General features: G+C 59.6%; 18 protein-coding genes. 12 read left to right on the forward strand and 6 right to left on the reverse strand.

Going from position 1 to position 22,469, the window contains the following annotated elements; genetic code table 11:
- Window positions 1-1,362, reverse strand: a 1,362-nt coding sequence (gene cysN / locus ACRC1E_RS05495) for a sulfate adenylyltransferase subunit CysN (protein WP_438514105.1), incomplete at its 3' end; no start/stop codon positions are given.
- 106 nt (window positions 1,363-1,468) lie between these two features.
- Entirely contained in the window at window positions 1,469-2,395 is a 927-nt protein-coding gene (gene cysD, locus ACRC1E_RS05500) for a sulfate adenylyltransferase subunit CysD (protein ID WP_438514106.1), read from the reverse strand.
- A 204-nt stretch (window positions 2,396-2,599) separates the two neighbouring features.
- On the opposite strand from cysD, the gene ACRC1E_RS05505 reads away from it, so the two are divergent.
- The 3 genes from ACRC1E_RS05505 to ACRC1E_RS05515 are packed head-to-tail and all read left to right on the forward strand — an operon-like array spanning window position 2,600 to window position 5,465.
- On the forward strand, window positions 2,600-3,709 hold the full coding sequence (locus tag ACRC1E_RS05505) for an LD-carboxypeptidase (protein ID WP_438514107.1): 1,110 nt from the start codon (window positions 2,600-2,602) through the stop codon (window positions 3,707-3,709).
- Window positions 3,710-3,738: 29 nt separating this feature from the next.
- Window positions 3,739-4,497, forward strand: a complete 759-nt coding sequence (locus tag ACRC1E_RS05510) for a nitroreductase family protein (protein ID WP_438514108.1) — start codon at window positions 3,739-3,741, stop codon at window positions 4,495-4,497.
- Window positions 4,498-4,547: 50 nt separating this feature from the next.
- Window positions 4,548-5,465 (forward strand): esterase/lipase family protein, encoded by a 918-nt coding sequence (locus ACRC1E_RS05515; RefSeq protein WP_438514109.1) that lies wholly within the window; start codon window positions 4,548-4,550, stop codon window positions 5,463-5,465.
- An 85-nt stretch (window positions 5,466-5,550) separates the two neighbouring features.
- On the opposite strand, the gene ACRC1E_RS05520 is transcribed toward ACRC1E_RS05515, so the two are convergent.
- Window positions 5,551-7,527 (reverse strand): SDR family oxidoreductase, encoded by a 1,977-nt coding sequence (locus tag ACRC1E_RS05520; protein ID WP_438514110.1) that lies wholly within the window; start codon window positions 7,525-7,527, stop codon window positions 5,551-5,553.
- A 157-nt stretch (window positions 7,528-7,684) separates the two neighbouring features.
- Here ACRC1E_RS05520 and ACRC1E_RS05525 point away from each other — a divergent pair, with 157 nt between their 5' ends.
- The 4 genes from ACRC1E_RS05525 (at window position 7,685) to ACRC1E_RS05540 (ending at window position 11,038) form a co-directional block, all read left to right on the forward strand.
- Window positions 7,685-8,302 (forward strand): phasin family protein, encoded by a 618-nt coding sequence (locus ACRC1E_RS05525; protein ID WP_438514111.1) that lies wholly within the window; start codon window positions 7,685-7,687, stop codon window positions 8,300-8,302.
- 88 nt (window positions 8,303-8,390) lie between these two features.
- Window positions 8,391-9,569, forward strand: a complete 1,179-nt coding sequence (locus ACRC1E_RS05530) for a patatin-like phospholipase family protein (protein WP_438514112.1) — start codon at window positions 8,391-8,393, stop codon at window positions 9,567-9,569.
- Window positions 9,570-9,607: 38 nt separating this feature from the next.
- Window positions 9,608-10,249: a TetR/AcrR family transcriptional regulator gene (locus ACRC1E_RS05535; protein ID WP_438514113.1), complete on the forward strand. Its 642-nt coding sequence runs from the start codon at window positions 9,608-9,610 to the stop codon at window positions 10,247-10,249.
- Window positions 10,250-10,261: 12 nt separating this feature from the next.
- Window positions 10,262-11,038, forward strand: coding sequence for a hypothetical protein (locus ACRC1E_RS05540; protein WP_438514114.1), 777 nt, complete (start codon window positions 10,262-10,264; stop codon window positions 11,036-11,038).
- A 3-nt stretch (window positions 11,039-11,041) separates the two neighbouring features.
- Here ACRC1E_RS05540 and ACRC1E_RS05545 read toward each other — a convergent pair whose 3' ends face one another.
- Both ACRC1E_RS05545 and ACRC1E_RS05550 read right to left on the reverse strand, forming a co-directional pair.
- Window positions 11,042-12,502 carry a wax ester/triacylglycerol synthase family O-acyltransferase gene (locus ACRC1E_RS05545; protein WP_438514115.1) on the reverse strand — a complete coding sequence of 487 codons (1,461 nt, stop codon included), beginning with the start codon at window positions 12,500-12,502 and terminating at the stop codon, window positions 11,042-11,044.
- A 38-nt stretch (window positions 12,503-12,540) separates the two neighbouring features.
- Entirely contained in the window at window positions 12,541-12,828 is a 288-nt protein-coding gene (locus ACRC1E_RS05550; RefSeq protein ID WP_438514116.1) for a polyhydroxyalkanoic acid system family protein, read from the reverse strand.
- A 105-nt stretch (window positions 12,829-12,933) separates the two neighbouring features.
- Here ACRC1E_RS05550 and ACRC1E_RS05555 point away from each other — a divergent pair, with 105 nt between their 5' ends.
- From ACRC1E_RS05555 to ACRC1E_RS05575, 5 genes are all read left to right on the forward strand, one after another.
- Window positions 12,934-13,668 (forward strand): FFLEELY motif protein, encoded by a 735-nt coding sequence (locus ACRC1E_RS05555; RefSeq protein WP_438514117.1) that lies wholly within the window; start codon window positions 12,934-12,936, stop codon window positions 13,666-13,668.
- A 69-nt stretch (window positions 13,669-13,737) separates the two neighbouring features.
- A complete protein-coding gene (hrpA, locus tag ACRC1E_RS05560; protein WP_438514118.1) occupies window positions 13,738-17,679 on the forward strand; it encodes an ATP-dependent RNA helicase HrpA in 3,942 nt (1,313 codons plus the stop codon).
- Between the two features lie 70 nt (window positions 17,680-17,749).
- Window positions 17,750-18,895, forward strand: coding sequence for an HD-GYP domain-containing protein (locus ACRC1E_RS05565; protein ID WP_438514119.1), 1,146 nt, complete (start codon window positions 17,750-17,752; stop codon window positions 18,893-18,895).
- 172 nt (window positions 18,896-19,067) lie between these two features.
- Window positions 19,068-20,834: a PHA/PHB synthase family protein gene (locus ACRC1E_RS05570; RefSeq protein ID WP_438514120.1), complete on the forward strand. Its 1,767-nt coding sequence runs from the start codon at window positions 19,068-19,070 to the stop codon at window positions 20,832-20,834.
- A gap of 133 nt (window positions 20,835-20,967) precedes the next feature.
- Complete coding sequence (locus ACRC1E_RS05575; protein ID WP_438514121.1) at window positions 20,968-22,149, forward strand: acetyl-CoA C-acetyltransferase; 1,182 nt, start codon at window positions 20,968-20,970, stop codon at window positions 22,147-22,149.
- Between the two features lie 105 nt (window positions 22,150-22,254).
- Here ACRC1E_RS05575 and ACRC1E_RS05580 read toward each other — a convergent pair.
- Window positions 22,255-22,469: hypothetical protein (locus ACRC1E_RS05580; RefSeq protein ID WP_438514122.1), on the reverse strand; the 215-nt coding region annotated here is incomplete at its 5' end.

The following is a 22,469-nucleotide window of genomic DNA, read 5'->3' on the forward strand; positions in this document are numbered from 1 at the left end:
AAAAGCACGGTAGTGTGCCAACTCGTCCATGCCTTGTATCGGTGCCGGCGCTGCTTGCAGTGCCTGCACCACCATGCCGCCACCGGCCGTAGCATTACTTAACCGGTCGATCAGGATAAAGCTGCCGGTAGCACGGCAATCGCTATAGGCATCCACCACCACCGGCGCATTCAGGCTCAGCTCGACACGGGCAATCTCGTTCAGCGCCAGCGTATCGGCCGCCACCATCGCCAGCGTATTGACATCCTGACGCTGCAAAATACGGCTGACGCGCCCGCTCACCGTCTTGCCGGCAAACTTGAACAGATACTCCTGCCCCGGCTGCAAGGGCGCCTCGTCCATCCACACCAGATTTGCTTCCAGCTCGCTTGCGACTGCCGGTACTGCCGCGTCGGCATGCACGATCATATCGCCGCGCGACACATCGACCTCGTCCTCCAGTGTCAGCGTAATCGCTTCGCCTGCCTGCGCTAAAGCCGGTTCACCCTCGAAAGTGACAATGGCCTTGACGCGGCTGGTTTTGCCCGACGGCAGCACCCGTACCACATCGCCTGGCGCAACACTACCGGCCGCGATCGTGCCGCAGAAACCGCGAAAATCCAGATTGGGGCGATTGACGTACTGCACCGGCAAACGCAGATCGGCAAGGCCGGTGTCGTGCGCCACCTCGACGCTCTCCAGCAAGCCCATCAGGGTGGCGCCCGCATACCACGGCGTACGGCTGCTGGCCTGCACCACATTATCCCCCCTCAGCGCCGAAATCGGCACGAAGCGGATATCGGGGATGGCGAGGTTTTCGGCAAAGTCCAGATAGTCGTCGCGGATACGCTTGAATACCGCTTCGTCGAAATCCAGCAGATCCATTTTATTGACGGCAACAATCACATGCTTGATACCCAGCAGGCTGACGATAAAGCTGTGGCGCCGGGTCTGGGTCTGCACCCCGTAGCGCGCATCGATCAGGATGATGGCCAGATTGCAGGTGGAGGCACCGGTGGCCATATTGCGCGTGTACTGCTCGTGGCCCGGACAGTCGGCGATGATGAACTTGCGCTTGTCGGTACTGAAATAACGGTAGGCAACATCGATGGTAATGCCCTGCTCGCGCTCGGCGGCCAGACCATCCACCAGCAGCGCCAGATCGATATCATCGTCGGTGGTATTGAATTTTTTCGAGTCGCGCGCGATGGCGGCCAGCTGGTCTTCGAAGATCAGCTTGGAGTCGTGCAGCAAGCGCCCGATCAGCGTGCTTTTGCCGTCGTCGACATTGCCGCAGGTAATGAAACGCAGCATGTCCTTGTTTTCATGCGCGGCGAGGTAGGCGTGGATATCGCTGTCTATCAGCTCGGACTGGTGGCTCATGGTGTGCTCCTTTAAGGGAATGGGGACGCATGAAAGGTGGGTTGGGCAGGCATCCGGCAGCATCACGGCACCCACGTCCCCTTCCTTGCTCACCCTCCCCCTGATTTCAGAAATAGCCTTCGATCTTTTTCTTTTCCATCGACGCGCTCTGGTCGTGGTCGATAACACGGCCCTGGCGCTCGGAAGTGCGCGTCAGCAGCATCTCCTGAATGACATCGGTCAGGCTATCGGCCTCGGATTCGACCGCGCCGGTGAGCGGATAGCAGCCCAGGGTACGAAAGCGCACTTTTTTCTTGTGGATGCGCGCCTTCTCCTCGTCCGACAGATAAGCCAGGATGCGCGCGTCGTCTATCATGATCAGCGTACCGTCACGTTCGACCACCTCGCGCTCGGCGGCAAAATACAGCGGAACGATGTCGATTTTTTCCAGCCAGATGTATTGCCAGATATCCAGCTCGGTCCAGTTCGACAGCGGAAATACGCGTATGCTTTCACCCTTGTTCACCCGGCTGTTGTAGATATTCCACAGTTCGGGGCGCTGGTTTTTCGGATCCCAGCGATGCTTGCTGTCGCGAAAGGAATACACCCGCTCTTTGGCGCGCGACTTCTCCTCGTCACGGCGCGCCCCGCCGAAGGCGGCATCAAAACCATACTTGTTCAGCGCCTGCTTCAGGCCCTCGGTCTTCATTACATCGGTGTGCCGTGCCGAACCGACGGTGAACGGGTTGACGTTATTGCGCACGCCGTCCTCATTGATATGCACGATCAGGTCCAGGTCGAATTTTTTGGCGACCTGATCGCGAAACTTCACCATCTCGCCAAACTTCCACGTGGTGTCGACATGCAACAGCGGAAACGGCAACTTGCCCGGATGAAAGGCCTTGAGTGCCAGATGCAGCATTACGGCTGAATCCTTGCCTATCGAATACAGCATGACCGGATGGTCGAATTCGGCTGCCACCTCGCGGATGATGTGGATGGACTCGGCTTCGAGTTGCCGCAGATGGGTCAAGCGTGCGCTGGGAATCTTCATCGTGTTCTGCCTTGTTGCCGGTTGCGGGTCTCATTACCCTGCCATGAAGACAATCTACTCAAGCCCGCTGCAGGCTGCAAAACCGACTGGATATATCGTTATGCCATGTTTTTAAGTTTGTTTAGTGCATTACGGAATAAAGGCATTAAGGCAGAGAGCATCTAGACTGTTATCATCCCGTCTGCAAGAAACAAAACGATCATCATGCCTATTTCGCCCGATCCGTCCCGCCGCACCCTGCTGCAAGCACTGGCCGTTTTCGGCGGCATGGGGCTTTTATCTGGATGCAGAACCGCTGTGAAGCCGATTACACCCGCAATACCCGCGCCAACACCAGCGCCATTCATCATGCCGGCCATCACGCCGCTGCTGCGCGTGGTCGCCCCTTCGGGCTTGCTACCGCAAGCACTACGTGCCGAACATGGCGTGCAGCGTCTGAGTCAGGCCGGTTACCGGCTGGATAATATCGGCTGCCTGAGCCGGCAATACCAGCGTTTTGCCGGTACCGACGCCGAACGTATTGCCGATTTCAACGGTATCAGCAACGCTGCGCCCCCCAAGATCATCCTGTCCGCCCGCGGCGGTTATGGGGCGATGCGCATCTTGCCCTATATCGACTGGAAGCGGCTGTGTCCGCTATTCAAGGAAGCCGGCACGCTGGTGATGGGCTACAGCGACTTCACTGCCATCCAGCTGGCACTGCTGACGCAAGGCGGCGTTTCCAGCTTCGCCGGCCCCATGCTGTACAGCGACTTTGGCGCGCCGGTGCCGAGCATAGACACCATGAATGCCTTTGTGCGCGCCAGCACCCAACAGCCACTGAGTATTCGGGTGAGCCAGGCCCCCGCCCATCACCTCAAGGCCGAAGGCTTGTTCTGGGGCGGCAATCTGACGGTACTGGCACACCTGCTGGCGACGCCCTACTTCCCCGAAATCGATGGCGGCATCCTGTTTCTAGAGGATGTGGGCGAACAGCCCTACCGCATCGAGCGCATGCTGCAGCAACTGCACCTGGCCGGTGTACTCAAGCGCCAGCGTGCCATCGTACTGGGCGACTTTTCGCTGGAAAACACCCGCGACCACTATGACCCCGGCTATACGCTGGAAACCGTGGCCCAGCATGTGCGCAAGGTTACCGGCGTGCCGGTGTTTACCGGCTTCCCGTTCGGCCATATCCGCAACAAGGCCACCTTTCCGCTGGGGGCGATGGCAACACTCGCCACCGATACATGGGGCTATAGCGTGAGCTTCCCCGAGTACCCGACCAGCAGCGCCCTAGGGCTGGATTTTTCTACCCTGAGCACGGTTTTGTAACACCACCATAACAACGATAAGGACAAACCATGCCCAATGCCGTCATTCGCCAGATGCTGGAGCGCCGCTCCATCCGCAGTTTTTCCGGCGCGCCGGTCAGCGACAAGGATCTGCAGATTATTCTGAGCGCTGCCCAGCAGGCACCGACGTCGGTCAATGGCGAACAGATCTCGCTGATCGTGACCCGCGACAAGGACACCATACGCAAGATCGCGGCCATCGCCGGCGGTCAGCCGCAAGTGGCTAATGCCGAAGTTTTCATTACCATCGTGATCGACTTCAACCGCACCGCGCATGCAGTCGCCATGGCTGGCGAGACGCAGCTCATAGACCACAGCGCCGAAGGGCTGATCGTAGGCGCCGTCGACGCCGGCATCATGCTGCAGGCACTGCAGATGGCCGCAGGCTCGCTGGGGTATGGCACCACCGCCATCGGCGGCATCCGCAATAATCCGCAGGCGCTGATCGAACTCTTCGGCCTGCCTCCCCGTACCTTTCCGCTGGTCGGCACCACCTTGGGCGTGCCCGACCCGGACAAGCTGCCGCGCATCAAGCCGCGCGTACCGCTGGCGTCGTTTGCACTGAATGAGCGTTACGATGAAGACAAGGTCATCGCCGGCATCTGCGACTACGACCTCACCCTGCGCCAGTGGTGGGATGCCCAAGGCCAGTTCGATATGCCCTCCTATATCAAGGGTACGGCCGGCTACTACAAAGCCGACTATTTCCCGACCGTAGGCGCAGCCCTGCAAAGCCAGGGTTTTGCCCTGGCCGACATCAAGGACTAAACCCGGCTCCAGCCGTTGACGGCAAGGCAAAAAGACGGGATGCTCAAGTCATGAACATTCCGTCTTCCTTATTGATGCTGCTGCTGGCCGAACTGGCCATCAGCCTGACGCTAGCCCGCCCGCTAAGCGGTGGCGACTGGCCACAGGCGGTCGTGCTTGCGCTGCTGATCATGCTGTTACTGCGCGCGCTGATTATCGCCTTTATCTGGGGATTTTCACGCTGCTACGCCTCCCCCGCCCCCCGACTGAGCCCGCTGCGCTGGGCCCAGATGCTGGCAGAGGAGTATCTGGCCTATGTCTTTACCTTTACCCTGCTGCTGCCCTTCGAGCGACTGTGGATGCGCCCCGACCGGCTGCGTCCGGCGCGCGAGGTGATCCTGCTGGTACACGGCTATGGCTGTAGCCGCGGCGTATGGTGGAAACTGAGAACCGAACTGGAAGCGGCCGGCCATGTCGTGGCCACCATCAGCCTGACGCCGCCGCTGGCCGGCATAGACACGCTGCAAGCCCAACTAGCCACCCGCATTGCCGAAGTCTGCCAAGCGACGGGTGCCCGGCAGTTGCAACTGGTCGCACACAGCATGGGGGGGCTGGTTAGCCGCGCCTATCTTAAGCGCCATGGCACGGGGCGCATCGCCCAGCTGATTACGCTAGCCACCCCGCACAGGGGTAGCCAACTGGCACACTTGGGACTGGGTCAGAATGCACGCCAAATGCAGCCGCAATCAGCCTGGCTGATGGCGCTGGGCGAAGATGGACCCGACGTGCCCCTTATTTCGGTGCGCACCAGCCATGATAATTTCGTGACGCCGCAAGACAATCAGCAACTTGCCGGCGCGCGCGACATCGCACTCATAGGCACCGGCCATCTGGCGCTGCTTTACCGCCACAAGACCTATTTGCTGCTGGAGCAACTACTGGCCCGGCAAGCCCGCCCGTTAGCGGAAACAGACATAGAAACAGCATGAGCCGCATACCATGCAAGAGACCCGGAAAAACCGAGCCTCTTGCATGGTACAAGCAGGCGAACGCATATCGCGCCCGCCGGCCAGATTAAAAGTAAATTCCGCGCATCATTTCGGATAGTGCCGCCTGGTTGCCGCTTGGCCGCCCCGGCTTGCCCTCTTCTTTCGAACCACTGGAAAAAGCACGGAAGCTGGTATTCATGATCACCTGCGCCACACGCGGGGCGACAGCATGCAGCACCTGCCCCAGCATCCCTAGGCGGGTCGCCAGGCGCACCTGCTTATTGATAATGGTGTCGCAGATCATCTCGGCCGCCTCTTCCGGACTTAAGGTCGGCACCTGATCGTAGAGTTTGGTCGGTGCGATCATCGGTGTTTTCACTAACGGCATATTGATACAGGTGAAATTGACGCCCTTGTCGGCAAACTCGGACGCCGCGGTACGCGCCCAGGCATCCAGCGCCGATTTGGAGGCCACATAGGCGGCGAAACGCGGCGCATTGGTCAGCACGCCGATAGACGAGATATTGATGATATGGCCGCGTTTTTGCTCGATCATCGCCGGCAACACCCCCATGCTCACTTTCAGCGCGCCAAAGTAGTTGAGCTGCATGGTGCGTTCGAAATCGTGAAAACGGTCGAACGAGTCCTCGATCGCACGGCGGATGGAACGGCCGGCATTGTTGATCAGGATGTCTACCGTACCGTGTGTGGCCAGAATTTTCGCGGTCAGCAACTCGGCCTGATGCAGGTCGGCGATATCGCCCTGATACACATGCAGCGTGTAGCCGGCATCGGAAAATTCGCGCACCGTTTCTTCGATTTTTTGCAGATCGCGGGCGATGGTGACCACGATGGCACCGGCCTCCAGCAGCTTGAGCGCAGTCGCCTTACCGATGCCGGACGTGGCACCGGTCACCAGCACCACCCGCCCCTCGACCTGCCCGCGCAAACTGCGGTCGACAAACAGCGCAGGGTCGAGATGGCGTTCCCAGTAATCCCACAAACGCCAGGCATAGCTATCCAGCGGCGGCACAGCGATACCGGTGCCCTTGAGCACGCGCGTCGTCTCGCGGCAGTCGAAACGGGTCGGGTAATTGATAAAACGGAAGATATCGTCCGGCAGGCCCAAGTCCTGCATCACCGCATCGCGGATCCGGCGTACCGGCGTTAAGGCCATCACCATTTTCACCAGATGGCGCGGAATAAAACCGAATAGCGCGGCATTGATCCTGAGCGCCATTTCCGGCGCATGGGCAGCACGGGCAAAGGTATTCAGCAAATCTCCCACGCGCATGGGCGTCGGGTCGGTCAGGTGGAAGCACTGGCCGTCTTCGCCTTCCTTGTGTGCGATATGGTCGACTGCATCGACAACGAAATCGACCGGCACGACATTGATGCGCCCGCCTTCCACCCCTATGGTCGGCATCCATGGCGGCAGCATGTGGCGCAGCTTCTGGATCAGTTTGAAGAAGTAATACGGCCCGTCGATTTTATCCATTTCGCCGGTTTGCGAATCGCCAACCACTAAGCCCGGCCGGTAAATGCGCCATGGCAGCTTGCATTCGCGCCTGACGATGGCCTCCGAATCATGCTTGGTGCGGAAATAGGGATGGTCGAGATGTTCGGCTTCGTCGAACATGTCTTCGCGGAACAGGCCTTCGAACAGGCCGGCAGCGGCAATCGAGCTAAACAAGTGAAAATGTGCGGCAGAAATCGCCTCGGCAAAACGCACGGCCTGACGGCTGCCTTCGACATTGCTGCTTTGCTGGGTTTCGGCATCGGCCGCCAGATCATAAACGGCCGCCAGATGGAAAAAATGGGTGATTTTGTGTTGCAGTTGCGCAACATCTTCCGGCGCGATGCCAAGCAGCGGCTGGGTCAAATCACCGCTAAGCGCAATGGCACGCGTGTCATCCACCCCCCAGTACGCGAGCAAAGCCGGCACTTCGTCCCGTTTATTCTCCCGCATCAGGAAGTAGACCGTACTGCCCTCGCGCTGCAATAGCTTGCGTACCAGCCGTTTACCGATAAAGCCGCTGGCCCCTGTAATGAAATACTGCATGCTTACTCCTCGTAGACAGATTTTTTTGTTTGTCCATGCTATGTCATGCAAATATTTATTTGTGAATTTATTAGGCTGATCCCTCTAACTTTCCGCCCTACACTGCAATCGAACACCAGTAATACCCAACAACCACAAGTAGGCAGGAGAGATCATCATGGCCAAAAAACTCAAAGCACTGGCAAGTTCGGTTGCCGACAACCAGCTGGCAAATACCATTCGTGAATCCGCCCAGCAAATCTGGTTGGCAGGCTTGGGCGCTTACGCCAAGACGCAGGAAGAAGGCGGCAAGGTGTTTGATGCACTGGTAAAAGAAGGTGAAGTCCTGCAGGCCAAGACCCGTCAGGCCGCCGACGAAAAAATCGCCGAAGTAGCCGACAAGACGGTAGGCACTTGGGGGCGTCTGGAGCAAGTGTTTGAAGATCGTGTAGCCCGTGCGGTCTCAAGCATGGGGATGCCGACTCGCAAGGATGTAGAAAAACTGAGCAAGCGCGTCGCCGAGCTGACCGAAGTGGTACACCAGCTGACCGAAGCCCAGCAAAATGCAGAAAAGCCGCAAGCCGCCAAAGCGGTAGCCAGCAAAACTGCACGTATAGCCAAGCCTGCTGTCGCTGTAGTTGCGACCGAAGAAGCCGAAGTTGCCAAACCCGTCGCTAAAAAACCGGCGGCACGCGCTAAAAAGCCGGTGCCTGTCGCGGAAGTGGTTGCCAGTGCGAGCGAAGCACCTGCCAAGACTGAAGAAGCAGCAATCAAGACTGAAGCGGCCACCGTCTAAAGATACCGCAGATGCCCGGGACTGAGTCCCGGCTGCAAAGAGAAGCCCGGCCATTGTGTCGGGCTTTTTACTAGCAAAGGGAATGCAAATGTCCAAAATAGGTGTTGCCTTGGCCGGTGGAGGACCGCTGGGCGCTATTTATGAAATTGGTGCCTGCGCGGCACTGGCCGAAGCGATAGACGGCTTCGAATTTCATCGTGCCGGTGTTTTTGTCGGTGTCAGCTCGGGCGCACTGGTCGCGTCCATCCTCGCCAACAATATTACGCCCGACCGGCTTGCCCGCATCCTGATCAATGACGATGCTGCGGTGATGTTCGACCCCTCCACCCTGCTACACCCGGCACTGGGCGAATATCTGGCCCGCCTGAACATGCTGCCAAAGCTCATGCTCTTGGCGCTGCAAAATCATCTGCGCGCATCCGGGCCTTGCAGCCTCGCCGAGTCGCTACAACCGTTGAGCTACGCCATTCCGGCCGGGCTATTCGATGGCGCGAATATAGACCGCCTTCTGGCCGAGCTGTTTTCACAAGGAGGCCGCAGCAACGATTTTAAGGCGCTGACCCAACAGCTATTCATTATCGCGACCGACCTTGACTCCGGGCAAGCAGTTGCCTTTGGCTCGCCCGGCCTGGACGACATTCCGGTATCCAAGGCGGTACAGGCCAGCACGGCCTTGCCGGGGCTGTTTCCACCGGTAAAAATCAGGGATCGCTATTATGTCGACGGTGCGTTGATCAAGACCCTGCATGCCTCGGTCGCACTGCAGCACGGCGCCGATCTGGTGTTCTGCATCAATCCGCTGGTGCCTTACAAAGCGCCCCTGGAAGACGGGCATGCCAAGACCGACCAGCTCTACGCGCGCGGCCTGCCGGCGGTACTGTCACAAACTTTTCGTGCCATTATCCATTCGCGCCTGCATACCGGCATGAGCCGCTACAAACACGAGTATCCCGCGGCCGACGTGCTTCTGTTCGAGCCTGCCCGTGACAATGCAGCCATTTTCTTTGCCAATGTATTCAGCTACCGCGACCGCCGCAGCCTGTGCGAACACGCTTACCAGCACACGCGCACCGACCTGTATCGCCGGCGCAAAACCCTAAGCCCCATTCTGGAAAAACATGGTTTGCATCTGAATATGGCCGTGATCGAAGACCGTAGCCGCAGTTTGCTGCAGCCTAAGCAAGCCGGCCTCGCGGCCACCATGCTCAAACTGGATCGCTCTTTGGATACGCTACAAAATATGCTGAACGCCCGTAGCGCCTCATGATGTATGCTTATGGTATCAACGGCTAACTAGGCTGCGCCATGGAGAAAAAACCCAGCCGGCAGACGCGTGAGCGCATTCTCGCTACGGCATTGCAGTTATTCAACACACTAGGGGAGCCTGGCGTCACGCCTGCGGCCATTGCTGTCGAGATGGAGATCAGCCCAGGCAATCTTTATTACCATTTTCATAGCAAGGCCGATATCGTCAATGCACTGTTCACCCGCTACGAACAGGAAATCGGCCAGCTACTGTGCGCCGTCGACGATCACGCACGCGAACCGGAAGACATCTGGCTGTTTTTGCATTTGCTGTTCGAGACCATTTGCAAATACCGTTTTTTCTACCACGACATCAACAATTTGCTGCTGTGCAACCGGCTGGTAGAAACCCATTTCACCCGCATCCTGCGCCAAAAAGAAGATGCCGCTGCCACCTTGTGCCGCAATTTGGTGGCCAGTGGCGTACTCCGAGCCTCGGAGGGCGAAATCAGGGCGCTCGCAGTCAATATGGCGCTACTTTGCACCTTCTGGATTTCCTATGAAAACGCCCGTAGCCCACGCGCCGAGCCGGATATCGGCCGCGGCGCCTATCAGGTGATGCAACTGGCGGCGCCCTATCTGCAGGGCGAGGCGCGCGTTTTGCTGGACACCGTTTCGCACCATTATCTGGCCCGACAATAAAGGAGACGCATGATGAGCCAATGGACTGCCTTCCCCTACCCCGATGCCGCCTATCGCTATAGCGCAGCCGCCCTGAAAAAAAACTGGCCACGCCTGCACTTGGGCGATGGAGAACCTTGGCCGGAACACAAGCCGGCACAGGATGCGTGGCGCGCCTATCATGCCGGCGACTTTGCCCTTGCCCTTGAAACCGGCTTGCCGGCCGGCCCGTCCGGTATCAACGCCGCCAACAAGGCGGCCATGATTTACACCGCCTATCTGGAAGACGATGCCGATGCCAGACTGGCTGCGTATCAGGCCATTGCGGCGCGCTGCGAAGCACTGCAAGAGCAGGAGCCGGACAATGCCAATGCCTGGTATATCCACGCCTATGCATTGGGGCGCTACAGTCAGGGCATCTCGATTGCCCGCGCACTGGCGCAAGGGCTGGGCGGCAAGGTCAAGGCTTCGCTGGAGCGCACGCTGGCACTGTCACCCAAGCACGCCGATGCCATGATTGCGCTGGGCACCTGGCACACCGAGATTGTCGCCAAAGTTGGTGGCCTGGTGGCCGGCATCACCTATGGCGCTAAAAAGGAAGAAGCCGAACGGCTATTCAAAACGGCACTGGCGCTCAACCCGGGCTCGGCAATTGCACGCACCGAATACGCCGACGCGCTGGTCACGCTGTATGGCAAGAGCCGTTTGAAAGACGCAGAAAAACTATATGCAGAAGCGGCCGCCTGCACAGCGGCCGATGCGATGGAGCGGCTCGATATCGAAGCCGCCCGCACTGAACTGGAAGACTAAACCCTAACCGGCCCGGATGGCGGCTTCCACCGCATCCGGGTCGGCCAGACGCTGTGGCGACTCCATCAACACCAACAGCAAGAGCTTGTTGAATTCCTCGTTAAAGCGGCTGGTAATCCCTTCGGGGTCCGGCACCAGCCCCTTGTCGGTGGTCAGCCCTATCTGCACCTTGCCATCGTAAGACAGGATGGACACGCCAACCCCGATATCGCCCGACTGCGGCACCCAAAACATAGGCTGATCCAGACGGGCACCGGCAAGATACAGCGTTTTTTGCGGGCCGGGGACATTCGTCATCACCGCACTGGCCTTGTTGGCCAGCAAATCGAGAACCTGCTGTTGCACCAGTTTGGGCGCCATACCGACGACACCCAGAATACCCAGTGTCAGCGCCGCCTGATACGAGTGCTTGAGTGCCTCCATGCGCTCGCGCACGACTTGCACGCGGGCCAGAGGATTGGCCATCCCCACCGGCAACTCCAGTGCGACCAGACCGAAACGGTTGCCCAGCGTCCCCCTGTCGCTCTCGCCCCTGAGATTGACAGGCACCATCACCCGTACTTCCAGCCCCTCGACCGGATCGCCCTTTTCAAGCAGATACTCATGGATGGCACCGGCGGCAGCCGACAGCAACATATCGTTCACCGAGCAGCCCAGCACCTGCCCCACGGCCTTGACTTCTGGCAAAGCCAAGGGTTCGGACCAGGCGATGCGCTTGACCGAAGCCGGTTTGCCCTTGAGCCGGGTCGGTGAATCGTTGGCCATCACCGCAAGCTTGGCCAGTTCGGTAGCCACATCGTAGCCGACTTCCAGATACCCCATGGTTTTGCGCGGATTGGAGACCAGATCCAGATACTTGTGCCAGAGGCTGGTCGAGACCTTCATCGAGCCCAGCATGACCGAACTCACCGGGGCCCACACCATATCGAGAAAATGCGGCGGCGCAGGCTTTTCGTCTAGGGTCGGTGGTGCCGTCTTCGCCGGCACTGCATGATGACTGGCGGCAGACTCGTCCATCATCGACAGCAAGACATCAACCAGCGCAATGCCGTCGGCAATCGCGTGATGGATACGCACCACCAGCGCCTGCCCCCCCAAGGAGGTGTCGACCAGATGCCACTCCCACAAGGGACGGTGCGGATTAAGCGGGGTCGAGGCCAGATCCGCGACAAAACCCTGCAAAGCCGCCTTGCCGCCGTCCCCCGGCAGAATGGCGCGCTTAAGATGGTGGTCAAGATCAAAATCGGGATCATCCCGCCAGTAATACGTCCCCTGATCCAGAGTGGCGATCTGGCGGAAACGGTCGAAATGCAACATGCGCTTGCTGATACTGTCGCGTAAGCGCTGCAAATCCAGCGCGCCATCAAAGATCATCACGCCCACGATCTGCATCAGATTGCGGGGGCTATCCATGCGCAACCACGCGGTGTCTACATGTGAGATAGGGTGCTGTCGAGACATCATGCGGGCTTAGCCCCTACAAAAAACAAGCCCGGTGTAGCTCACTCGGGCTTGGAAAACTGTTGATCAAAATAGCGGTGTATCTCTTGCTGCAACGAATGCCGGAAAGGTGACAGCAGCCAGCCCAGACGCACGCGCACGGTTACGCTGCCTTCATCCAGCAACAGACTGCCGCTGACACCGCTGCGCTCGAAACGCAATACAAACTCGCCTTCCCATGCATACTCAAGCGCATGTTCTTGCTGCAATTGCCGTGCTACTGCCTCGGCCGCCTGTTTTGCTTGCGCCGCATCAAGGTCGTGGCGGCGGATAACCAGAATATCACTCATGACGATAGTATAATGCGCTCAAGTCATAACGGTAAAGAAGTGCACCCTCTGCCAAGAGTCTGCATCATGTAAAAATATCTGCCATCACGATAACAACGCATCATCATGACCGAACACACCCTAGAGCACGAAAGCCACGACAAGCACTACTGGGCACTGCGCCTGCAAGAAAACCTTGGCCGGGTAAAGTCGCTGCGTCATGCGGCGCACGAAGACGCGCACAAGACACAGGCACGCGAATGCGTGCGTACATGGCAAGCCCGCCGTCTGGCGGCCAGTTATGCAGACCTCTTAGCCAGCGAACGCTATGCGCCGGCCGCCCGTTTTTTCCTCGACGAGCTTTACGGCAACAAGGATGGCGGCGAGCGCGATGCCGAAGTCGAGCGCATCATGCCCACCTTGCTCAAGGTCTTGCCTGCCAGCGGCCTGTGCGTACTGGCCGCGGCACTGGAGCTGGATGCCCTGTCCGAAGCACTGGACCACGGCATGGCAGAACGGCTGCATGCCGCCGGCGCGCTGACCGCGCTAACGCCGGAAGCCTATGCCGCAGCCTATCGCGCCGGCAACAATCCTGGCGAACGCGCGCGCCAGATAGCGTTGACGCGCGAAGTCGGCACTACGCTGGACCACCTCACCCAAAAGCCGCTGCTGGGTCTTAGCCTCAGGATGATGAAAGGCCCGGCACAACTGGCGGGCCTGGCCGACCTGTACCGCTTTCTCGAACAAGGCTATACCAGCTTTCGCCATATGGCCGGTGCAGACGAATTTCTGGCTATCATCTGTTCGCGCGAAAGCGCCTTGATGGATACGCTATTTTGTGGCGGCTGCGATGGTTTGTAAGCGGCACCCCGGCCATGGCGGCTGCGCTGCTATAATCGCCGCCTTAGTCCATCCACACCGATAGCACGCATGTCTGCCTTAGCCCTTGTTGCCGAACTGAAAAAATCCCTTGCCGACTGCCTGATCCGCGACCGCCACGGCTTGCGCCGCAAGCTTGCCGACGCCGAGCAGCGCCTGAAAAAGGGGCAGGATGCGACACGGCTGCTAGCCGACACCGAGTCCGCCATCGCGCGCTCGCACGCCAAGGTGACCGCACGGCGCGAACACCTGCCGACCCCGCGTTTTGACGACGCGCTGCCGGTCAACCTCAGGCGCGACGAGATCCGCGAGGCGATCGCCAAACATCAGGTCATCATCCTGTGCGGCGAAACCGGCTCGGGCAAGACCACACAGCTCCCCAAGATCTGCATCGAGCTGGGCCGAGGCGTGCACGGCCTGATCGGTCATACCCAGCCACGGCGCCTGGCGGCGCGCTCGGTGGCCAGCCGTATTGCCGACGAGCTGGGCTCGCAACTGGGCGAGCATGTCGGCTTCAAGGTGCGCTTCAACGACAAGCTATCCGAGCGCAGCGTCATCAAGCTGATGACCGACGGCATCCTGCTGGCGGAAACCCAGACCGACCGCTACCTCGAAGCCTACGACACGATCATCATCGACGAGGCTCACGAGCGCAGCCTGAATATCGACTTTCTGCTGGGCTATCTCAAGCAGATGCTGCCGCGCCGGCCCGACCTCAAGGTCATCGTCACCTCGGCCACCATCGATGCCGACCGTTTCTCGCGCCACTTTGACGGCGCACCGGTGATCGAAGTGTCGGGACGCACTTATCCGGTCGAAGTGCGCTACCGCCCGCTCAAGGAGCGCGACGAGGACGAGCGCGAAGTGGAGATGGAAGACGCCATCGCCAGCGCCGTCGATGAAATTTCGCGCCAGAGCGCCGGCGACATTCTGGTGTTTTTGCCGGGCGAGCGCGAAATCCGCGACACCGCCGAAAAACTCAGGAAGGCCGGCATTCGCGGCTATGAAATCCTGCCGCTGTTTGCGCGCCTCTCCAATGAAGACCAGCAAAAAATATTCCGCCCCTCGGGTGGGCGGCGCGTGGTATTGGCCACCAACGTGGCCGAGACCTCGCTCACCGTACCCGGCATCCGCTATGTGATAGACACAGGTTTGGCGCGCCTCAAGCGCTATAGTCCGCGCGCCAAGGTCGAGCAATTGCTGGTCGAAAAAATCTCGCAAGCCGCCGCCCGCCAGCGTGCCGGTCGTTGCGGCCGGGTCGAGGCCGGTATCTGCGTACGCCTGTATTCGGAAGACGATTTCAATGCCCGAGCCGAATTTACCGATCCGGAAATCGTACGCTCCAATCTGGCCGCCGTGATTTTACGGATGGCATCTTTGCGTCTGGGCAAGGTCGACGCCTTCCCTTTCCTCGAAGCCCCCTCCAAAGGCCTGATCGCCGATGGCTACCAGATCCTGCAGGAGCTGGGTGCGGTCGACGACAAGAGCGAGCTGACTGCCGTGGGCCAGGAACTGGCACGCATTCCGGTCGACCCCAAGATAGGCCGCATGCTCCTGGCCGGGCGCGACTATGGCTGCGTGCGCGAAGTGCTGATTATCGCTGCCGCGCTATCGATACAGGACCCGCGCGAGCGGCCGTTCGATGCGCGCGAAGCCGCCGAACGCGCACAGGCACGCTTTGCCGACGACAAATCGGATTTCCTGTCCTTTATCTATCTGTGGGACTTTTTCCAGGACGCACTCAAACACAAGAAATCCAACCGCCAGCTGCTGGACCTGTGCCACACCCACTTCCTGTCCCACCTCAGGATGCGCGAGTGGCGCGAACTGCATGCCCAGTTGGCCGAAATCGCCAGCGATATGCAGCTGATCACGCGCGATGCGGCGCACCGCCACGCCGAAGTCCCCGATGCACAACTCTCGGACAAGAAGAAAAAACAGCAGGAAGCGCAGGCATTTGAACAACTGCACAAGGCACTACTCACCGGCCTGATCGGCAATATCGGCCAGAAGGCACTGGAAGGCGACGACTACACCGGCACCCGTGGCGTGAACTTTCATGTTTTCCCCGGCTCCGGCCTGAAAAAGACCAAGCCCAAATGGCTGGTCGCCGCTGAAATCGTCGAGACCAGCCGGCTGTACGCACGCTGCGTCGGCAAGATAGAGCCGGAATGGATAGAAGGACTGGCCTCGCATCTGGTGAAATACCATTACTTCGAGCCGCACTGGGACAAGGCGCGCGGCGAAGTGGTGGCCAGCGAACGCGTCACCCTGTACGGCCTGACGCTGATCGCCAAGCGCCCCGTCAGCTATGGGCGCATCGCAGCGGAAGAAGCGCGCGAACTCTTTATCAAGGGGGCGCTGGTGGCGATGGATTACCACAGCAATGCGCCCTACTTTCAGCGCAACCAGCAGCTGATACGCGATGTGGAACAGCTGGAACACAAGGCAAGGCGGCAGGACGTGTTGGTGGACGAGGACGCGCTATACGATTTTTACGCCGAAAAAATCCCGGCCGAGGTGGTTGATGCCGCCAGCTTTGAAGCCTGGCGCAAACAGGCAGAAGCAGTCAACGCCAAGATTCTGTATCTGACACGCGAAGAGCTGATGCGCCACGCCGCCCAGCACGTGACCGTCAACCAGTTCCCCGAATATCTGGAGCACGAAGACGGCCGCATGCGCTTGCGTTACCGCTTCGAACCCAACCATATTCTGGACGGCGTCACCGTAGACGTGCCGCTGGCCAGCCTCAACCGGCTGGAGAGCGCGCCATTCGAATGGCTGGTTCCGGGCATGTTGCGCGACAAGCTGACCGCGCTGATCAAGAACCTGCCCAAGCAGGTGCGGCGCAACTGCGTGCCGGTGCCGGACTTCGTCACCCGCTTTTTGTCGTCGTCACCGGACGAAAACCTGGCCATAACTCCGCAACTGGCGCGCTTTATTCTGCGCGAAACCGGCGGGGTTAAAGTCGAAGCCACCGATTTTGACGCCCACCCGCTCGCGGCCCATTTGCTGTTCAACTTCCGCGTGATCGACGATGGCAAGCAGGAAATCGGCATGGGGCGTGATCTGGCTGCACTGCAAAAACAGTTCGGTCAGGCCGCACAACTGACCTTTCGCGACACCAGCGCCGAGTTTGAACGCGATAACGTCACCAGCTGGGACTTTGGCGAACTGCCCGAGCGCATCCAGTTCGCGCGCGGCAAGCAGCAGCTCACCGGCTATCCGGCGCTGACGCTGGAGGCCGAAGGCAAGGTCGCTATCCGCCTGTATGATACCGAGCTTGCCGCTAGCCGCGCCCATCGCAAGGGCGTGGTGCGCTTATTGCAGTTGCAGCTCAAGGAACAGATCAAGCAGCTGTCCAAAGGTCCGTCCGGCTTTACCCAGATCGCACTGCAATTGCGCGGTGTCGCCAACGCCGATGATCTGCTCGCCGATGCCCTGGCCTGTATCTGCGACCGCGCCTTTATCGGTGACGACGAGACACCGCGCACCGAAAAAGCCTTCAACGAGCAAAAGGCGCGCGCGCGTACGCGCTTGCCGGCGGTGACTCAGGCGGTGATGTCCTACCTCAACCAGATCGCCGGCGAGTATCTCGCGTTGACAGCGCGGCTGGCCAAACACAAGCTGGGGCATGAACTCAAGGGCCAGCTCGATGCGTTAGTCTACAAAGGCTTCTTGCTGGCGACACCATGGAGCCAGCTGTCACAGTTGCAGCGCTATATGAAGGCAATGAGCCTGCGCATGGAAAAACAGGTCAGCAATCCGCAGCGTGACGGCCAGCGCGGTGCCGAAGTACGCCAGCTGCTGCAGCTATGGCAAACCCGTCTGGCCGAAGACAGCGACAAGGGCGAACCATCTGAAGAACTGCTGCTATTTCGCTGGAAGATAGAGGAGCTGCGCGTCGGCCTGTTTGCCCAGGAGCTCAAGACCCCGTACCCGGTATCGCTCAAGCGCCTGATGAAAGACTGGCAGGCACTGCCGGCGGCCTGAATCAAACGGCCACGACGGGACTGACAAGGCGGGCGTATCGACATTCCCTCGCGGACACAAGGCGTTAAAAATGGAACAGACAAGCGGCAACAAGCTTCTGGAAGCGGCGGTCAAGGTCGGCGCTGCCCTGCCTTTCAATATGTATGCACAAAACGGCATGCTGCTGCTGGGGCGCGGCCATTACGTACTGACCGACGAGCAGCGCGCCCGCCTGCTGCAGCATGTGGCGACGCCGGCCGCGGGCACCACCTTGCCCGTAGCGCCGGCCCAAACCCGCGCCAGGGCGCGCGACATCAACCCGTTTGAAGAACTGCTGCATGCGGCCCAGCGTCTGGATGGACTCCAGCAGCAGGCGCTGCAGGTGCCGGACTTTAGCGGTGCGGTTCGCAAGCTGGCCCATGACCTGACGGATCTGGCCGACTTCATGCCCGACGCGATGATCGCCGCCTTGCTGTTGGCGCCGTTGATACGCTATAGCGCCACCCACAGCGTACACGTCGCTATCTTGCTGGCGCTGATTTCACGGCGCTTAGACCTGAGCAAGAGCGAACGCCACTCCCTGCTGTGTGCCGCGCTGACCATGAATATTGCCATCGCCCCGCTGATGGATACCCTGCATGCCCAGGAAACACCGCTACTGCCTGCTCAGCGCCAACAGATCGACATCCATCCGGTGCTGGGCTCGGCCATTTTGCGCGCCGCCGGCGTCAGCGACGAACACTGGCATGCGCTGGTACAAAGCCATCACGAGCAATGGGATGGCAGCGGCTACCCGCTGGGCCTGTTGCGCCCCGACATTCCGGCCCAGGCCCACCTGATCCATCTGGCCGATCTGGCGGCAGCCAAGCTCACGCCGCGCAGCTACCGGCAGGCACTGTTGTCACAACAGGCGCTGGCGCAGATCTTTCGCGACCGGGAAACCCTGCTCGATGCGCACTACGCCGCCTTGCTGGTCAAAGAGCTGGGCATTTACCCGCCGGGCAGCTTTGTGCGCCTGGTCAACGGTGAAATCGCCGTGGTAGTCGCACGCCGCGACAAGGCCAACGAGCCCTATGTTGCCGCCTTGCGTAAAGAAGATCAGGCACCTTACGCCGCCCCCTTGCTGCGCGAAACCCGTTTGCCGCAGTTTGCCGTTTGCGCCAGTGTCAACGCCGCTTGCGCCGGCGTACGTACCGCCTACCTCGCCCCCTTGTGGCGTTGCCGCCGCGAAGACTGACACCGCAAACGGGCCCTGCCCCGTCAAAATAGCGTGTGCAAGTGCACAAAACCAACACACCAGCCCGGGAATACCCTTACTACGCGTACCGTTGTGACTTTGTCATGTCGAGTTGTTACTCTGTTGCTATGGGTTCAAACCCACCATAAAAAACAGCAACAAGGAGAACACATTGTCACAAGAAAATCCGGCGGCGCTCGACCAGTTTTTCAATGGCCTGACCGAAGCCAACCAGAAATGGATGCAGCAATTCGTCAATGCCGTATCCAGCCAACAGGCACCCGGCACGGAACAGGCGCAGCTGACACAAAGCTGGCAGCAGATGATGGCGGGCGCCAACCAGTTTATCGAGATGCAGACCAATCTCTACCAGCAACAACTCAATTTGTGGATGCAGTTGCTGGGACAAGCCAGCCCCGCTAGCGAACAAGCCAAGAGCACGGACCGCCGCTTCTCGTCGCCGGAATGGAACGAGCACCCGTTTTACGGCTTCATCAAGCAAAGCTATCTGCTGACCTCGAAATGGATGACCGAGCTGGTCGACAAGTCGCAGATGCCGGAAAACGAAAAAGAGAAGCTGGCTTTCGCCACCCGCCAGTATATCGACGCGATGGCACCGACCAATTTCATGCTGACCAACCCCGAGGTGATCAAGCAGGCACTGGAAACCAAGGGCGAGAGTCTGGTCGAGGGCATGAAGAACATGCTGGCCGATATCGAAAAAGGCCATATCTCGATGTCGGATGAAAGCAAGTTCGACATCGGTGTCAATCTGGCCACCACGCCGGGCAAGGTAGTGTTCCGCAACGATCTGATCGAGCTGATCCAGTACACGCCCACCACGGCCAAGGTCCATGCCAAGCCGCTGTTGATCGTGCCGCCTTGCGTGAACAAGTACTACCTGATGGACTTGCAGGCCGACAATTCGATGGTGCGCCACTTCGTGGCCCAGGGTTATCGCGTGTTTCTGGTGTCGTGGCGCTCGGCCAATACCGAGATGAAGCACTTCACCTGGGACAGCTATCTGGAAAAAGGCGTATTCACCGCCATCGATACCGTATGCGACATCAGCAGTCAGGACACCATCAACGCGCTGGGCTTTTGCATCGGCGGCGTGTTGCTGACCACCGCGCTGGCCGTGATGAAGGCCAAGGGCATCCACAAGGTCGACAACGCCATCTTCATGACCAGCCTGATCGACCACGCCGAACCGGGCGAGATCAAGGTGTTGATAGACGACAAACTGGTGTCCAAGCGCGAAGCCAAGATGGCACAAGGCGGCATCATCAGCGGTGCCGAGATCGGCCGCACCTTCGCCTCCTTGCGCGCCAACGACCTGATCTGGAACTACGTAGTCAACAACTACATGCTGGGCAAAACGCCGCCCCCGTTTGACCTCTTGCACTGGAACAACGACTCGGTCGACCTGCCGTTACCGATGCATACCTTCTTCCTGCGCGAGTTCTATCTGAACAATGCGCTGACCAAAACCGGGGCCATCACCCTGTGCGGCGAAAAAGTGGATGTCGGCCAGATCGACATTCCAATCTACATCTTTGCCGCCCGCGAAGACCATATCGTGCCGTGGAAGTCGGCCTACGCCGGCCTGCCCTACCTCAAGGGTGCCGCAGAAAAACGCTTCGTACTGGGAGCCTCCGGCCATATCGCCGGCGCCATCAATCCGGTCACCAAGGACAAGCGCAACTACTGGGTGGGCGACAATCTGGAACAGGATGCACAAGCCTGGTTCGATTCGGCACAAAGCCTGCCTGGCAGCTGGTGGAAAGATCTGGATGGCTGGCTCGCGCCCAAGTCCGGGGATGACATCAATGCGCCCAAAACCATGGGCAACAAGGCCAATCCGGCACTGGAAGATGCCCCCGGCAGCTACATCAAGGCCAAGAGCATGAAGCCGATGGAAGCCGTCAAACTGCACTAAATGTCAGGACGGCACCTAGCCCGACGGCTGCCGTCCAGCACCGCAAAGATGAAATCCAATTTTTGCAGTGCCATACAGTCATGCTGCATGGCACAATAAAACCGCAACCCACAAACAATAACGGAGAAATACTATGCAAGAAGTCGTGATCGTTGCTGCAAAGCGTACCGCCATCGGCAACTTCGCCGGTTCGCTGGCCAAGGTGTCCGCCCCCGAACTGGGCGCCATCGTCATCAAGGCGCTGCTGGCCGAAACCGGCGTCGCCGCCGAACAGGTGTCCGAAGTGATTCTGGGCCAGGTACTCACCGCTGGCGCCGGCCAGAACCCGGCACGTCAGGCACTGATCAAGGCCGGCCTGCCGGTCACCACCCCGGCCACCACCCTCAATGTGGTGTGCGGCTCCGGCCTGCGCGCTACCCATCTGGCGGCTCAGGCCATCGCCAACGGCGACGCCGAGATCGTGATTGCCGGCGGCCAGGAAAACATGAGCCAGAGCCCGCACATCCTGCCCGGCTCGCGTGACGGCTTTCGCATGGGCAACGCCCAACTGGTCGACACCATGGTGTTTGACGGCCTGACCGACGCCTACAACAACTACCACATGGGTATCACCGCCGAGAATATCGCCGAACGCTATAGCATCAGCCGCGAAGAACAGGACCAGTTGGCACTTAGCTCGCAAAACCGTGCCGAAGCGGCGCAGGCTGCCGGCAAGTTCGATGCCGAAATCGTGCCGGTCTTGATTCCGCAGAAAAAAGGCGAGCCGGTCGCCTTCGCCCGTGACGAATTCGTCAAGGCCGGCTCTACCCTGGAGAGCATTTCCAAGCCACGCGCCGCCTTCAAGAAAGACGGCACCGTAACCGCCGCCAATGCCTCCGGCCTGAATGACGGCGCCGCCGCCGTGATGATGATGTCGGCCGCCAAGGCCAAAGAACTGGGCCTGACCCCGCTGGCTACCGTGCGCGGCTACGCGCTGTCCGGTTGCGCACCCGAAGTGATGGGTCTGGGCCCGGTATCCGCCACCCGCAAGGCGCTGGCCAAGGCCGGCTGGGAAATCGACGATCTGGACCTGATCGAAGCCAACGAAGCCTTCGCTGCGCAGGCGCTGGGCGTTACGCGCGAACTGGGCTGGGATCTGTCCAAGGTCAACGTCAATGGCGGCGCCATCGCGCTGGGCCACCCGATCGGCGCTTCCGGCGCCCGCGTACTGGTGACACTGCTGCATGAAATGCAGCGTAGCGATGCCAAGAAGGGTCTGGCCACGCTGTGCATCGGCGGCGGCATGGGTGTGGCGCTAGCGGTCGAGCGCGCTTAATTCCGGCTTCAATCCGGCCTGCGCTTGGCGTAAGCCGGATTGATGAGCTGCGCCCACCCTCGCAAACCATACCCGAGCCAAAGGCTTGCGGATCTAGTTCCACAATTATTGATTAACATCATATAAACACTGAATATTCATCAGTACAATCGCATAGAAACTACCATTTCTAGCTGGTTCCAGTCTCGATCGCCACATCCTGTAATCGGATACTCTCGACAACCATAGTCGGCCACCGCCAAGCGGCGGCCATGATGCAGGGAATCGCATGCGCAACAACCAACCCGTCACCGGCTGCGAAAAGCCTTTCACCAGCGGCA

It is taken from the genome of Craterilacuibacter sp. (assembly GCF_051659485.1).
Lineage (GTDB): Bacteria > Pseudomonadota > Gammaproteobacteria > Burkholderiales > Chromobacteriaceae > Craterilacuibacter.